Here is a 13,128-nt window from a genome sequence, read left to right on the forward strand (position 1 = left end):
CCCCTGTCGAAGAGGGCGAACAGCGTACCGTCGAAATCGAAGACATTGGCGAACAGGGCGACGGTATCACCAGAGTCGAGCGTGGCTTTGTCGTCATTGTCCCCGACACCGAACAGGGCGAGCGTGTCACTGTCGAGATTACCGATGTACGTCAGAACGTCGCCTTTGCCGAGGTCGTCAAGCGAGTGAGTTATTACGAGTAGTCCAACGCCGACGAACTCACTCCCACGAACACCGACGAATCGGCTTTTGGTCGCTGTCCGGGGTGAATCACTATTCTTCGAGGGTCACATCGCCGTCTCCGGTAACGGTGACAGTGTACTCACAGAACCGGAACGTCACCAAACCACTTCTACTACCCTGACCGGCGAAGAGAGCGTCTAACGCGTCGGTGTCAACCACGTTGTGCAACGTTTCGGGCAGGTCTTCGGGTTCGGTGCCTCTCTCTTGGGCTACGGCCTCAATGACCTTATGGCTCAAGGAGTCTTCAGTTGGGGTTGGTTGTGAGTGGTTCATGAGTGAATAGTATCGTGGAAGTGTCCCATAACCGCCATATTCTGCCTTACTTCGCCAGTCGGAAAAGACTTCATATTGGACTCTACAGCCACTCTTTCCCATTTTTGTCGATGTGCATATTAGATTCTCCGGGGCGCGAGTTGTCATTCGCCCGATTGTGCAAGGCGACATTATGGCCGGTCGCAACCCGAGTACGTCTATTGACGAGGTTTTAGCAGTCTTCGAGGATAACCCCGATACGTGCGAGCCGTTCACAGCACCACAAATCGCGGAACAACTTGCTACCGACGTTCATCGGAACACGGCACGCAACTACCTACAGGACTTGGAATCGCTCGGTGAACTCCGGACGAAGAAGGTCGGGGCCAGTCGGGTATGGTGGCGACCGTGCGATAAGAAATCCCGGCAGTAGGACTCGGAAGCCGCATACGCGAAATCACTACTTACGTGTACCTCTTACTTTCCCCCATGCCCTTCCGGCTCTCCGAAGACGAAATCCCGGACGAGAAACCACACCAAGACAGCGACTTCCTCGAATGGGCCATCCATGAGAAGGGCCTGTCGTCCCGAACCATAGCGTTCGAGTTGGGAGTGGAAGTGAGTCGCGTGACGGTTCATGCCGAGCGCTTGGGGGTACTCCGACCGTGGCGTCACGAGCCGACACTACGCCGCCTGTACGTCGAGGAAGGGCTGTCAGCGGACGAGATAGCGGCCCGCGACGAGTTTGATTGCTCCCCTGTGACCGTCCGGAAAGGGCTTGCTCGATTTGACCTGATAGACGGCGACCCTGACGAAATTACCTACGGTCGCCTTGACGAACTCGGCAGTGAGTCGCCCGCGCCGACGGCATAATTCGGGAACACATGACGAGGCCGAGGTATTATTTCAGTTCCCGATTACCTTCCGACTATGGTTTCCCGCGAGAATCAGGTCATTGTCGCCTTCGGGCTGTTGGCAATCGTCCTTCTCTACGCCAGTTCAACGCTCACGAACCTTCCGACGTGGGTGAATATCGCAGTCTTGCTTATCGTCGGTGTCATTCTCCCGCAAGTAATCAATAATGCGAGAAGTAAGTCATGAACCTGTTGACCGCATACAACGGCCTGCTGATTCGTGTCGGCCTGTATCTTCTCGTGTTTTGGCCGACCGTTGGGTACTACGTCTACTCGGATTCGGAGAAGCGAGGTTTGGCGAACTCGAAACTCCGAGGTGTCGCGTTAGGCTTCCTTGGAATCCTCGGCTTGCTTATTCACCTTGCTCTCGTTCAGCGTCGAGAGTGACACACCCAGAAGCAGAATCAGGGTATGTGGGCTGTTGCATGATTCCCTGAAAAAACTACTAAAGAGCCGTACCGTGACGAACCCGCCACGAGCGCCCTCTTCGAGCGACTGTCACCGGCCCTAATGGCCCCACTCTCGCACTCGAAGCCCGACGCCGACAAGTGGGTCACGCTCTCGAAGGCGACCGTCACGACCGGCTACGCGGCCAGTACGAGCCGCTATACCGCTTCACAGCACCGTGAAACTACTGCCGAATCACCCCCTCTGAAAATGACTGTCAGAGGGGGGGAGTGACCACTCGTGCGAATTTCACCCCACCGGGGGTCCCCTCTGCGACCGCCGTGGTGACGCCGACTACGCTCGTTGCACCCCCATCCCCGGCCCCCGGCTGGCCCGGTCCCCCTCCGGGGACCAGCCCCGGACTCCCCCGGCGGTCCCCCGGCACCCTGCCAGCCCACCCGGCCCCGTAGAGGCTCCCCGGCTCCCCCCGTCTCTGACACCGCTCACAGGTGCCTGTGACTGCCGTGTGACGACAGGGGGTAGGTGGGGGCAGTCGGGTGGGTCCCCGGCTCCCCGGTCCCGGTCGCGTCGGTGGTGTCGTAGCTGGCGGAGTGAGTATGGCACAAATGACAGAAGTTTATCAGAAAGCTCCGTTTTCGGGGGTCGAACTCGGAATGAAAGCGTTTCTGAAAGAGAATCGAACCCCGTCAGGGGGTTCGGGGTTCGTTCATCCCCTGACTTGGAATGGCATGGGGAGTTCACTCACCACCGACGAAGTGATTCCGACACCTCAAACCGAGAGTCCTCACTGCCAAATAACTCTTGATAATACGACCTCCGGCTTCTATTAACGGTTCCGAACGCACCCTCTAATAACAACTATGAGTAGGTCTGTTCGGGCGCTATAATATATTCTGATACGGTTATCACTGTAAGTTATTCACTCTCGTCCCACACATACGCCGCCGCGTCGGGAAGGTCGTCGTACTTGGTCACGAATCCATTTTCTGCGAGTGCCTCGGCCTTCTTCCGGGCGTTTCGCTTCTTAACACCTGTCTCGGTGGCTATTTCGCCCACTTTCCCACCTTCAGTACCCTCGTCCTGAAGGTACCCGGCTACCTCTCGGGCGTCTTCACTGAATAGAACGAGGTGTGCCGCTTCACTCGGCACCCAATCGGGAAGCGCCGCCGTGTTCACGTAGACCGTCGTGGGTTCGGTGTCGCGCCCGAACCGAAGCACGTCCTGAAGCGTCTGCCGCTTCATGTGTCGGTGAATCTTGTTGCCGAACTCGCCGTAACTCTTCGCCGTCCCTCGCTTACTGTTTGACGCGACTGCCTCACCCGCATATGCGCCCCACTTCTTGATGTAGGGGTCGCCGTAATGCCGAGAGCCGGAGACGAACCCGAGGTGCTTGTCTGCGAAGCCTTGGTAACTCAAGACGTTGCTGAAGTTCCGAGGGGTATCAACGTAGTCGAACAACTCACCGTCGTTGTACTCCGGGTACACGTTGTCAATCGCCTTCTTGCTCGTGATGAAGCCGGGTTTCTCGCCTTCTTTCCGGTGTATCCAATGCAAGATTTGCGTGTCTTTCGGAGCTGTGATACTCCCATTCCGGTTGTTCTGGTAGGGCTTCAGGTCGTCATTCGTCCTGATTATGGTGTGATTCAACACGTCCGAGACGTACTTTCGCTTCTCGCGGTCTTCGAGAACGTCACGGTGTGTTAGGTCAAGCCCGGTTGCTATTCGCCACATGGCGGGCGTCGGCGTACCGTCTAAACCGAGGAACCCGTCGGCAATGTCGAAATTGGGTGGGTTTAGAAGGTACATCGTGTTTTCGTCGGGGTCACGCACACAGATAGCGTTAGAGTTGACACCTGACGCGTTGATTCCAAACAAGTCAGCCCAATCCGAGACAGGTAGCCGTTCCCACCCATTTCCTAACTCATGCCCGGCCAGTAGCGCGAATGTCAGCGTCGGAGCGAGCGCATGGTACTCTTCATTCGGGGATTCGAGGACGTTACTGGTGTCTTGATACAGTCCGTGTTCTCCATACCAATCAAGCGCGTCAGCACACCTATTGTCGTCGGGCTGTGCGTTCAGCACGTCCTGATAACTGTCGTAGCGTAGGGTGACGCTCTGAAGGAAGCGGTCAACGACCTGTTGCGGGTTCTTGAACTCGGTTTCAAACTCACTCACCGAGAACTCGTCTTTGACGACGAAGCGCCCCTTCAGGTACTCGTCTCGGTAGGCATGGCTCGGGTCGCCAATCAGAACGTCGGGTGCCGACGGGTCGAAGTTAAGCAGGTCAAGATACCTACAGTCCCCGCCGCACCGTATATCGTCAAGTCGCTCATGGATTTCCCGACCGCCGACACCGTTCTTGTAGGACTTCACTGCCCGACCGTCGTAGTGGTCTTGGTCGCTCCTATCGAACGCAGGGCAGTATTTGTGCGGGGTCGGGATACGCTTGTGAGTGAGTCCAAACTTGTCGCAGAAGGCTTCAGCGTCACTCTTGAGATAGTCTCGGGACGCGAGATAGAGTAACGGCGTCTCGGTCTTGCTGGCGATTTTCAGGGCCGAATAGGATTTACCTGCGACCGGCAGGGCTTCGAGTAGCACGTCCCCGTGTCCATTGTAGATTCCTCTGATTGCACGTTCCACGCGGCGTCGAACGCCTTCCAAGGTGGGTGGCCGATACGGTGGATTCTTACTGATAGCGTTCCTACTTTGCATTGTCGTAGCCTCTTCCACGACAGGGGAAGGACGACCTTGGCCGGACGACCCTTCCCTCTTCCTCGCAACCGAACGGATAGCGGTGCGTGTCGTGTGGTTGGTTCACCTACTTTCTCGGAACACAAAAACGGTCGCACAGGCGTACCTCAAGGCTTCACGCGAGCGTGTAGAAGTTTCGCGCTGGTAGGGCTATTGGAATCACACATACACCCTATTTAAGGTTGACTTGCTAATCAGTCATAAATATCATATCGCTCCGTCCGAAGTTAGTTATATACCAATGCCAGAGGATTTCTCTCGAAGGTCTATTTTGGGGTTATTCGCCTCTGGAGTATCGCTTGCTGATATTTCGCCAGCACAACGGAGCAATGAACTGTCCGGCCCTTCGCTTGCGTCGGACTGGCCCGAATTTAGAGGGAACAAACAGAATACAGGAGTCAAATCGTCGGACGTAGGGCCTTCGGATTTCCCTCTTGAGTTGGCATGGTCGTTTGACGGTGGTAGTAAGATAGATAACCCAAATGAATACGAAGAAGGGTATACATATCACCGGGTTATCACTCCGTCACCATCAGTCGTTGGCGGGACTGTTTATGCACCTGTGTATCAAGGGGGTGTATTCGCGTTAGACGCAAAGACTGGGAGAGATATTTGGGAATATGACATGGACTCATACGGGAGATTATTCTCTTCACCAGTGGTCCATAGAGATTCACTCTACGTTGGTTCAACAAATCAATATGCGGCAACAATTAAAATCCAATCTTCTTCCGGCACCGTGAGCTGGACCGAAGGCGATAATCTGGATAATAGCAAAGAGAGTTCGCCAAAATATATGCAATCAGATGGTTCTGGGTTTGTGATTATCGGTGGTAGTGATGAAGATGGAACTGGCTATCATGCCTACGATTCAGAGACCGGCGAAAAATCCTTTTCAATAGTTCCCTCTGTGTCTTCAGGACTTTTCAGTGCTACTTCCACTCCTGCCCATGATTCTGGATACTTGTATACCTCTATTGACCAAGGAATTGGGAAATTTGAAATAAATGAGGGTGGGGCCAGAACGGTCTGGGAAAATAGAGAAGTAGACCATATCATTTCTTCACCAGCAATAAAGAATGGTTCAATATATTTCGGGGATGATAGTGGAAATATCGTTAGTGTTGATTCAGATTCCGGGAATATAGAGTGGGTGAAAAATCCCGAACAGTACAATTCTTGGATAGTATCTTCACCTGCTGTAGATTCAGATTCGCTATATATTGGAGTTAGCGGTGATGAAAGTGGTACTCTCTATGCTCTCGATACAGAGCAAGGTGAGGTTCAGTGGGAAAAACAAGGACTGCGAGAGTTGATTTCGTCCCCTATCGTATACGATAATACTGTATTTATAGGCTCTAAAAACGGGAATGTCTATGCATTGAATAAGCAGAATGGGGGAACACGCTGGCAATATGACGTTGGTACGCCAATTTCATCTTCGCCAGTCATTGCTGGAGAATATTTGTTTGTTACTGACAATAAAGGGGTCGTCCACGCCTTTGGGCCTAAAGGGTCAAGAGCCTACACGTTGATACAACGGGCTAAACAAGCACGAGGATACTTTGGAGTAAAACGTTCTGTCTCAAACTTTCTTGGTCGAGATAACCTACTTCGTAGAGCCGAACAGGCGTACAATCAGGCCAAGTACGAAGAATCTGAACGACTTGCCAGAAAGTCTATAAACAAAATAGAAACTGCGGATGATATAATCACGGGTACCGTTGTCAGCAGTACAGGGATTGCCTCAATAGTTGGTGGTAAAAAAGGATTTGATAGGTACAAGTGGCATAAGGTCAAACAGGAATATCGGGATTTAATTTCGAGGTCTGAAGACATATTCAATTCGTATCCGGGAGAGACTGAATCACTATCTAATGGAATCAGAACAGTAGACCCGAGTAACTATGATTCTATTGAGCAGGCTGAAGAGGAAATTAATAGTGTGACCAATAGTTTAGAGAGCATATCAAAGATAAATGATAAATATAGAGAAATTGAAAATAGGTTAGAATCTGTGGGTAATGGTGAGTATGAGAACCCACTCAAGAACACAATTGAGGACGTTCAACAGAGTGACTTCTTGCAGATAGGTAGTTATGAATCGGAAATAAAGAAGTCAAAAAAGATAGTAGATGGCATCGAGAAAAAAGAGAAATTACTGGACGATATTGAGGATGATTCCGGAATTGTCTCTAAAAGTCATTTTTATACCGCTATAGAAAGGACAGACCCGTATACGAAGCCTGATTCCGCTATCGAACATACAAATAAAATTCGAGAACTACGTAGTTGCTCTATCGAGTTGAATAAAATCCAACAATGGAACAGGAGAGTCCCAACCGAAGCGACAAAGAATAAGATAATCCAAGAATTAGAATCTACGCCTGATTCAATCGCTATTGGTAAGATTAGGCAAGAAGTTGAAAAACATCAGCGCCTCCGTGACCGAGTCAAGAATATCCGGGATTTCCTACGAAGCGTTGATATAAGTCAAACTGATATTGTGGAGAGCGAGGCTCAAGAGAAAATACAATCCGCAATCACCGAAGGCGACCCCGAAATAATAAGAGAGTTGAACAATCGAATAGAGCGTATTTCTAACACGGTCTGGGAACCTAATGATTTGTTTGAGTATTCACCCTACCAGTTTGAAAGACTCGTGGCTCAATTGTGGGAGAACTACGGGTATTCGACTCAAGTATCTTCCAAGAGTGGAGACGAGGGTGTTGATGTATATGCTAAAAATGGCGATGAAATCGTAGCAATTCAGGTTAAGCAGTATACACCCGGCAAGAGTAAAGTCACCCCATCGACTGTTAGGGAAATGGCAAGTCCTTTAGCAAAAGGGAATGCCACTCATTCAGTTATTGTGACCAGTAGCACGTTCACGAAGAATGCTGTCCAAGAAGCACAGTCATATGGAGAGAGAATGAAGTTGATTGGCCAACAGGGGTTATTAGAAATGCTTACTGATTCCTATATCCAACCGCCGAGAGACTAAATGTGGGTTTTAGTTGGATTTTGTCAGTTCTAAATGGGTTTAAAATGCTTCTTGAAGCACCTTATTTCGATACTTTTTATCAACTGCCACCCGGTGAACAAGTGGCTCATGCGAGTCCTGATATGGCGACCCACTCGCTCGCTCTAACTCGTCGTAGACTGCGCTAATCCACGCTCGACGGAACGACTGTGATACCATTCTCTCCGGCTTTCCGGTGAACTCGACCCAATGCGGTGTCTCGTCCGTGTCTTCCCCGGAGAGGGCATTGAACGCCATGTGTTCGTCGGCAGTTTCGATTAGTTCGTCCACGTTCTCGGTGTCGGCACCAACGATGAACCCGGTCGTCGGTTCGCCCGAAAAGAGCGCACCGAGGACGTAGCGATTGTTGATGGATACGACGATTCGGTCGTCTTGGGCGATGGATGTGACCAGCCGCGCGTCGTCTTCAGCAAGACCAGTCACGGCTATCAGGTCGTTCAGCAGGTCGAAGAAGTCAGTCGCCCATTCTCGATTCGAGGCTTGTTGAACGCGATGTACCAGCGTCTCGTGCGCCTCTTCGTCAGCGTCAATGTCTTCGGTGGTAAGTTCGGTGTCCTCTACGAAGGTCGCGCTCACTCGTGGGGCGTCCGAGGAAAGCGAGGTACCGGACTCGGTATGGGTCGTTGGTGTAGAGGAAGACGATTCCACGAACTCATCCAATTCCCCGCTATCGACAGGGCCGCTTTCAGACCAGAGGCGGTCGAACCACTCGTTCAGTTCGTCTACCCTTTCGTCGTCGGTGAACCGAACCCCTATCTCTGTCCGACCGACCACGCCCTTCTCCGTGAGGTTGGCCGAGCCGACGACAGCCGTATCGTCGGATATGATGGCCTTCGCGTGAACATCGGGGAAGTGGTGAATCCGCTCGCGGTTGGTCGCTATCAACTCGTGTATCTCGCCCCGCGTACTGCCACCGAACGTTCCAATCCACGCTTCCACATCGGTCAATATCCGCCAATCGTCAGCAGAGGTGAGAACGCTTTTCAGGTAGCTCGGGCCAATATACGGACAAACAATTCGTACTTGCTTGGCGTCTGCTGTTTCGCGGATTGCTTTATCGAACGGCGATTTCGCTCGCGTATAGCCTTCTTCGGAATGGTATAGCAGACCGGGCATACCTAATCGTTGTTATCTACTTCTTCTACGAATGTGCGAAGGGCTTCGGTCAGGGACACGAACTCGTGGGTATCTCCCAATTCGTCTTTCAAGGTCAAGTCCGCGTCGTCAAGTAAGTCCGTGGTATACTCGATAGTTCCCGAAGAGTATGTGACTCGATAGTCCACAGAAGCGAGTTGATAGAACTCGCCCTGAATCAGCAACAATGATTCCTCGAACTCTTCTGTATATTCACCTTCATCCACCGAATTGAGCCGTTGGTTCAACCGGTCAAGTAGAGTTTCGCCCGTCGGTTCTCTATCGAGGGTGTATATCATGCTGTTCTGTGGAGTGAAAGTCGCCTCTAATTCTCTCCCCTCTTGTTCCTCTTCCACCGCACGAACATCCATGTCGAGGACTTCAATTCTTGGTTGGTTCACAGTCAAATCTATGTTGACCTGCCGAATCCGGTCTTCAAGGTCAATATCAGGGATTATTTGTCGTAGTGTCCACAACTCAATTCCTGACCCTTCTGCCCTCTCTTTTGCTCCGCTCTGAAAGCCATTCTTCGAGACAACGACTCCCTTATCGGCGTCGGAATTATCCAAGACGCCAACCAAACTGTCTACAACTTCTTTTTTAATCGCCCTGCCTTGGAACTTGCACTCAATGAGAGTCGTAACGGTATATCGCCCTCGTTTATCCCACACTACTACATCCATCTCCTTCGTGCCGCCCGAGTGAACCGGATATTCGTATTCGTGTTCTACTTCAACATCCTCGCCAAGAGCGTGTAGACCAGCGACGATTTTCTGATACGACTTCCAATCAAGGTTTGACCATTCTGTCTTTTCCGGGTCTACCATACGTTACCAATCTGATGGAATGATAAAAAGTCATGTCGTCAGCCGCAACAGCGCTTCACGGCCTACTCCTATCCACGGTCTTGACACCGACCAGCCGCCCGGCCCACCAGACAGCCTCGACAATCACCTCGTCGGCACCGTCAGTGGGTAGTCCAATAGTACGACTTCCGCAATCGCACATCACGCGTCGGACGACCCACCCGTCGGCGTCGTAGTAGGTCGCGTAGACGACGGCTATGTCACCCGTCCGAATCCGATGGTTGCCCTTATCGCAGATGTTGCCCACCTGAACGCCGTTCAGCGCCGCCGCCGGAGACGGTCGGGTCATTGGCCCACCTCCAGCGATGAGTAGGCGACGTTGCACTCATCACAGGCCCATCCGCGCTGGCCGGTCACACAGTCCAACAGTGCGCCGTATTCGAGGGCCGCGCCGCAACGGGGACACGTAGGGGCGTCCATCATTCGTCGTCCTCCGTGGCATTCGGGTTCGGCGTCTCGAAGCCGTCCCTGTAGCACGGCCAGCAGGAAAGACCCTCGAAGTGCGGGCTACAGTCGCAGTCCTCGGGCCGGTCGTCGTCGCCGTCGTCGGCACCGAACTCTGCGAGGGTCACACCACCGTCAGTCACGGCGACCTTTGGCGTCTCTTCCACGTGTTCCCCGAGTTGCGCGTCTACCTCGTCGGCGTCAACCCACGCGGGGATAGCCCATTGACCGGTGGCGAATCGAACTCGACGCTCATGTTTACAGAGTTCGCCGTCGTCGAGATTGTACTGCTTGTCCGGGCAGGTACAGCGCCCTTCGAGGGCGTCCACACGGTACTCTGACCCGCTCTCGGTCGTCACCGAGTACACGTCGCCCCCGAGGGGTAGGACGCTCATGTACTCCGTCAGGGCGCGTACATCGCGCTGTTCGAGGTCGGTACTCTCATGCCTCTCGGCAGACGTAGTTTGCATTGGTCTTCGCTCCTGAAGACCCACTGCCTGCCTGTCTTCAGCAGGCGGGCTTTTCGGGAAATCGCCCCGAAGAGACAGTGAGCCTCTATTATAACTACGTTCTATAATCTTATTATTCTTGGGTATTAATAAGTGGTGCAGGATTACCGAAGTGAATTAGAGTGCGCTCACACAGTCGCACAGCGCCGCAGAATACACGTTAGAAACGACGGTAATACCACTCGCTTCGACGCCGACCACGCTCACGACCCTGCTGACGCCCACTCGCAAGCCGTTGGCGACGAACCAGACACCGGAACGCAAGCGAATATGAAGCCCTTTGGTCTGACATACCGAAGACCTAACCAGAATGCGGCTTCCCCGGTCGTCGCGTGCTGTCACCCCTGTTGTCTCGAATGTCCTGCTGGTAGCGATAGTGGTGGTGCTGGCGGCGACGATTTCAGTCCTCGCGCTCGGTTTTACAGAGGAAACGACGGAAACGGGACCCGTTGTCGGACAGTCTTCCGGAACACTCGAATCGAACGGCGAAGGAAGTGACAACGGCTTTGTTCGGATTCGACACGTGGCGGGCGACCCGATTCAAACTTCGAACATGGAAGTCGTCGTTGACGCGACCGCCGCCTGCGGGAAACACGGTCGGCTGGTGAATCTCCCCGTCGATGGGGCCGGAGGAAACGCGATTGGTGAGAACAACATCGAGGGCGACGATATTTTCGATGAACGCCCGCCCTATCTCGGTGGTCCCGACAAGAGCGCCCTACACGAACCAGAATACGCGTCGGGCGAAGCCATTCTGTTCCGTATTCCCAATTCCGACTGTCCACTTCAGAACGGCGACCAAGTAACCGTTCGTGTCGTCCACACGCCGACGAGCTCGGTCGTAATCGAAGAGACGTTGACCGCGACGTAGACGGCCCGGATTCAATTCTCGTCGTCCGGTTCGAGTTCGTTAAGATTCAGTTCGCCAGCGAGGTACGCTTCACCCTCGTCAGTAATGATATAGACGCCGTTACCATAGTCCTCAATCAACCCATAGTCCGCAAGTATCTTGCACCGCTTGTGAACGTAGGAGCGAGTGAAGTGAATATTCTCGTGTTTCGCCATTTGTGTTGGGCTTCCGCTCTTGTGTTCTTGTAGATACTCTAAAATTCGGTCGTCTACTTGGGTAAACCACTCCGCAGGGAGGCGCATTGTTCGCCGGAAGGCGGCGTCAAGCGATAGCACCGCCGAATAGTGACCTGAAGAAGCGATAGTGATTATAGGAAACAATAAGTTCCTGCCGTTTGTTTGCCAGCTTGTTATGGAACTGAATCGGAGACGGTACCTCGCTACGATTGGTGCGACTGTCAGCGGCCTCGCGCTTGCTGGCTGTTCAGAGAGCGAATCCGGCGACTTCGAGGACGGCAACGGTGGCGGCACCAGTACGTCCGGAGACAGTGGCTCAAACGGAAACAGCGGAGACGGGTCCTCGAAAGACGTGGAACTGCTGAATCACGAGATGGTCCGCGAGAATGAGGGCGAAATGAGCGAGACGGTCAAGGTCGTCGGAGAAGCCGAGAACGTCAGTGGCGGTGAACTCTCATACGCGGAAGTCGAGGTGAAGTTCTACGAGGGCGATACGCTGGCCGAGTCGTTCATGGATAACATCAACGGCTGGTCAGCAGGCGAGACGTGGGCGTTCGAGGTACAGTACCCCGGAATCGGTGAAGACGCCGCCGTGATTGACGACTACGAGATTCGGGCTGGCACGTCACTGTAGACGCCCTACCTTTTCCGGTCGTACACAACAACCCGTAGTGGTGACTGTTCGGTCGGTGGTCAATGAACGGAACTCCCTATTCTACGAAACCCTCCATTCCAATTTCGACCGCACAAATTCGAGATTTTCATTGACCGTTCTATTGTAATTCGCCACATTGGACGGTTTTAATTCGATATTTTCATTATATCGGCTAATAATTTATACATCCGGCAGTTCTACTGGTGTATGTATGCTACCTGAACACTCGAAGCCCGGCGATACGATAGTACAGTGCAACGACTGTGGACATCTGTGGCCCTACAGCGGTAGCAACGAACTGGCCGTCTGTCCCAAGTGTGGATTGAATACCAGAGTGATGGCTAATCAACGAGGAATGGTTCTTTCGTCCGACGAGCGCACTTGTATCGAAATCGACCAGTACAGCCAGACCGTCCGGAGGGCGCTTTCCCTCGGATTGAAACAAGGTGACAGAGACTATCGCAAAGGAATCGCTGACGCGTTCCCGACGAAGGGTGGTGAGTATTGTGGGATTTGAAGCGCAGTGCCCGTTTTGTGGGACCGCAGTGGGCGAATACGACCGAGAGTGCTGGAAGTGTGACGCAACGCTATCGCCGCCGAACAACGAGTGAAGTCGAGAGCCATATACTCGTTTGACTAACTCCCACCAGCCGAGGTGCGGAACGAGCGCCCGGATTGGAACTCGGTGAGTTCGGAGATACCATCTTCAAGCTCTTCCACATTTTAAAAGAAATGGTGACAGTAGGAACTGATGGGCATGGAGGCGTGTATGAAGCTACGGAACGAGACGTTCTGGTAGAGGGTTCCGCTACCGGACCTTCCC

At 52.9% G+C, this 13,128-nt stretch carries 14 protein-coding genes; 6 read left to right on the plus strand and 8 right to left on the minus strand.

All coding sequences use genetic code 11. The features are described from left to right. On the plus strand, positions 1-203 hold a 203-nt coding region (locus BMX17_RS02050), incomplete at its 5' end, for a TRAM domain-containing protein (RefSeq protein WP_139203403.1). A 70-nt stretch (positions 204-273) separates the two neighbouring features. Here the strand turns inward: BMX17_RS02050 and BMX17_RS02055 are convergent. Continuing rightward, positions 274-516 (minus strand): HalOD1 output domain-containing protein, encoded by a 243-nt coding sequence (locus BMX17_RS02055; protein WP_092657146.1) that lies wholly within the window; start codon positions 514-516, stop codon positions 274-276. Positions 517-984: 468 nt separating this feature from the next. On the opposite strand from BMX17_RS02055, the gene BMX17_RS02065 reads away from it, so the two are divergent. Together BMX17_RS02065 and BMX17_RS25815 are read left to right on the plus strand one after the other, a co-directional pair. Beyond that, a complete protein-coding gene (locus tag BMX17_RS02065) occupies positions 985-1,368 on the plus strand; it encodes a hypothetical protein (protein ID WP_092657148.1) in 384 nt (127 codons plus the stop codon). A gap of 57 nt (positions 1,369-1,425) precedes the next feature. Beyond that, positions 1,426-1,596, plus strand: coding sequence for a DUF7987 family protein (locus tag BMX17_RS25815; protein WP_170845302.1), 171 nt, complete (start codon positions 1,426-1,428; stop codon positions 1,594-1,596). Positions 1,597-2,732: 1,136 nt separating this feature from the next. Here the strand turns inward: BMX17_RS25815 and BMX17_RS02075 are convergent. Further along, positions 2,733-4,457 (minus strand): hypothetical protein, encoded by a 1,725-nt coding sequence (locus BMX17_RS02075; RefSeq protein WP_092657152.1) that lies wholly within the window; start codon positions 4,455-4,457, stop codon positions 2,733-2,735. 352 nt (positions 4,458-4,809) lie between these two features. Between BMX17_RS02075 and BMX17_RS02080 the strand changes: the two genes are divergently transcribed. Continuing rightward, positions 4,810-7,572, plus strand: a complete 2,763-nt coding sequence (locus tag BMX17_RS02080) for an outer membrane protein assembly factor BamB family protein (protein ID WP_092657154.1) — start codon at positions 4,810-4,812, stop codon at positions 7,570-7,572. 39 nt (positions 7,573-7,611) lie between these two features. Here BMX17_RS02080 and BMX17_RS02085 read toward each other — a convergent pair whose 3' ends face one another. The 5 genes from BMX17_RS02085 to BMX17_RS26630 all read right to left on the minus strand — a co-directional run bounded on the left by BMX17_RS02085 (position 7,612) and on the right by BMX17_RS26630 (position 10,525). Further along, a complete protein-coding gene (locus BMX17_RS02085) occupies positions 7,612-8,559 on the minus strand; it encodes a phospholipase D family protein (RefSeq protein ID WP_394327883.1) in 948 nt (315 codons plus the stop codon). Between the two features lie 170 nt (positions 8,560-8,729). Beyond that, positions 8,730-9,572 carry a restriction endonuclease gene (locus BMX17_RS02090; RefSeq protein ID WP_092657158.1) on the minus strand — a complete coding sequence of 281 codons (843 nt, stop codon included), beginning with the start codon at positions 9,570-9,572 and terminating at the stop codon, positions 8,730-8,732. A gap of 55 nt (positions 9,573-9,627) precedes the next feature. Further along, positions 9,628-9,900 (minus strand): DUF8112 family protein, encoded by a 273-nt coding sequence (locus tag BMX17_RS02095; protein ID WP_092657160.1) that lies wholly within the window; start codon positions 9,898-9,900, stop codon positions 9,628-9,630. Further along, positions 9,897-10,031 carry a hypothetical protein gene (locus BMX17_RS27210; RefSeq protein ID WP_280141350.1) on the minus strand — a complete coding sequence of 45 codons (135 nt, stop codon included), beginning with the start codon at positions 10,029-10,031 and terminating at the stop codon, positions 9,897-9,899. Before BMX17_RS27210 ends, BMX17_RS02095 begins: the two co-directional genes overlap by 4 nt. Beyond that, a complete protein-coding gene (locus BMX17_RS26630) occupies positions 10,031-10,525 on the minus strand; it encodes an SWIM zinc finger family protein (RefSeq protein WP_211611267.1) in 495 nt (164 codons plus the stop codon). The genes BMX17_RS27210 and BMX17_RS26630 overlap by 1 nt, the downstream gene beginning before the upstream one ends. A gap of 349 nt (positions 10,526-10,874) precedes the next feature. Between BMX17_RS26630 and BMX17_RS27215 the strand changes: the two genes are divergently transcribed. After that, positions 10,875-11,435: a type IV pilin domain-containing protein gene (locus BMX17_RS27215; protein ID WP_092657162.1), complete on the plus strand. Its 561-nt coding sequence runs from the start codon at positions 10,875-10,877 to the stop codon at positions 11,433-11,435. A gap of 11 nt (positions 11,436-11,446) precedes the next feature. On the opposite strand, the gene BMX17_RS02110 is transcribed toward BMX17_RS27215, so the two are convergent. Next, positions 11,447-11,749, minus strand: a complete 303-nt coding sequence (locus BMX17_RS02110) for a helix-turn-helix domain-containing protein (RefSeq protein ID WP_244514923.1) — start codon at positions 11,747-11,749, stop codon at positions 11,447-11,449. Between the two features lie 76 nt (positions 11,750-11,825). Here BMX17_RS02110 and BMX17_RS02115 point away from each other — a divergent pair, with 76 nt between their 5' ends. After that, on the plus strand, positions 11,826-12,284 hold the full coding sequence (locus BMX17_RS02115) for an FxLYD domain-containing protein (protein ID WP_092657166.1): 459 nt from the start codon (positions 11,826-11,828) through the stop codon (positions 12,282-12,284). The last annotated feature ends 844 nt before the right edge of the window (positions 12,285-13,128 follow it).

Origin of the sequence: Halorientalis persicus (assembly GCF_900110215.1) — an archaeon.
Classification (GTDB): Archaea; Halobacteriota; Halobacteria; order Halobacteriales; family Haloarculaceae; genus Halorientalis; species Halorientalis persica.

Coding starts and splice junctions, on each gene's coding strand:
- BMX17_RS02090 (WP_092657158.1), bottom strand. CDS start 9,572: ATGGTAGACCCGGAAAAGACAGAATGGTCAAACCTTGATTGGAAGTCG.
- BMX17_RS27210 (WP_280141350.1), bottom strand. CDS start 10,031: ATGGACGCCCCTACGTGTCCCCGTTGCGGCGCGGCCCTCGAATACGGC.
- BMX17_RS02055 (WP_092657146.1), bottom strand. CDS start 516: ATGAACCACTCACAACCAACCCCAACTGAAGACTCCTTGAGCCATAAG.
- BMX17_RS26630 (WP_211611267.1), bottom strand. CDS start 10,525: ATGCAAACTACGTCTGCCGAGAGGCATGAGAGTACCGACCTCGAACAG.
- BMX17_RS02095 (WP_092657160.1), bottom strand. CDS start 9,900: ATGACCCGACCGTCTCCGGCGGCGGCGCTGAACGGCGTTCAGGTGGGC.
- BMX17_RS02080 (WP_092657154.1), top strand. CDS start 4,810: ATGCCAGAGGATTTCTCTCGAAGGTCTATTTTGGGGTTATTCGCCTCT.
- BMX17_RS25815 (WP_170845302.1), top strand. CDS start 1,426: ATGGTTTCCCGCGAGAATCAGGTCATTGTCGCCTTCGGGCTGTTGGCA.
- BMX17_RS27215 (WP_092657162.1), top strand. CDS start 10,875: ATGCGGCTTCCCCGGTCGTCGCGTGCTGTCACCCCTGTTGTCTCGAAT.
- BMX17_RS02065 (WP_092657148.1), top strand. CDS start 985: ATGCCCTTCCGGCTCTCCGAAGACGAAATCCCGGACGAGAAACCACAC.
- BMX17_RS02115 (WP_092657166.1), top strand. CDS start 11,826: ATGGAACTGAATCGGAGACGGTACCTCGCTACGATTGGTGCGACTGTC.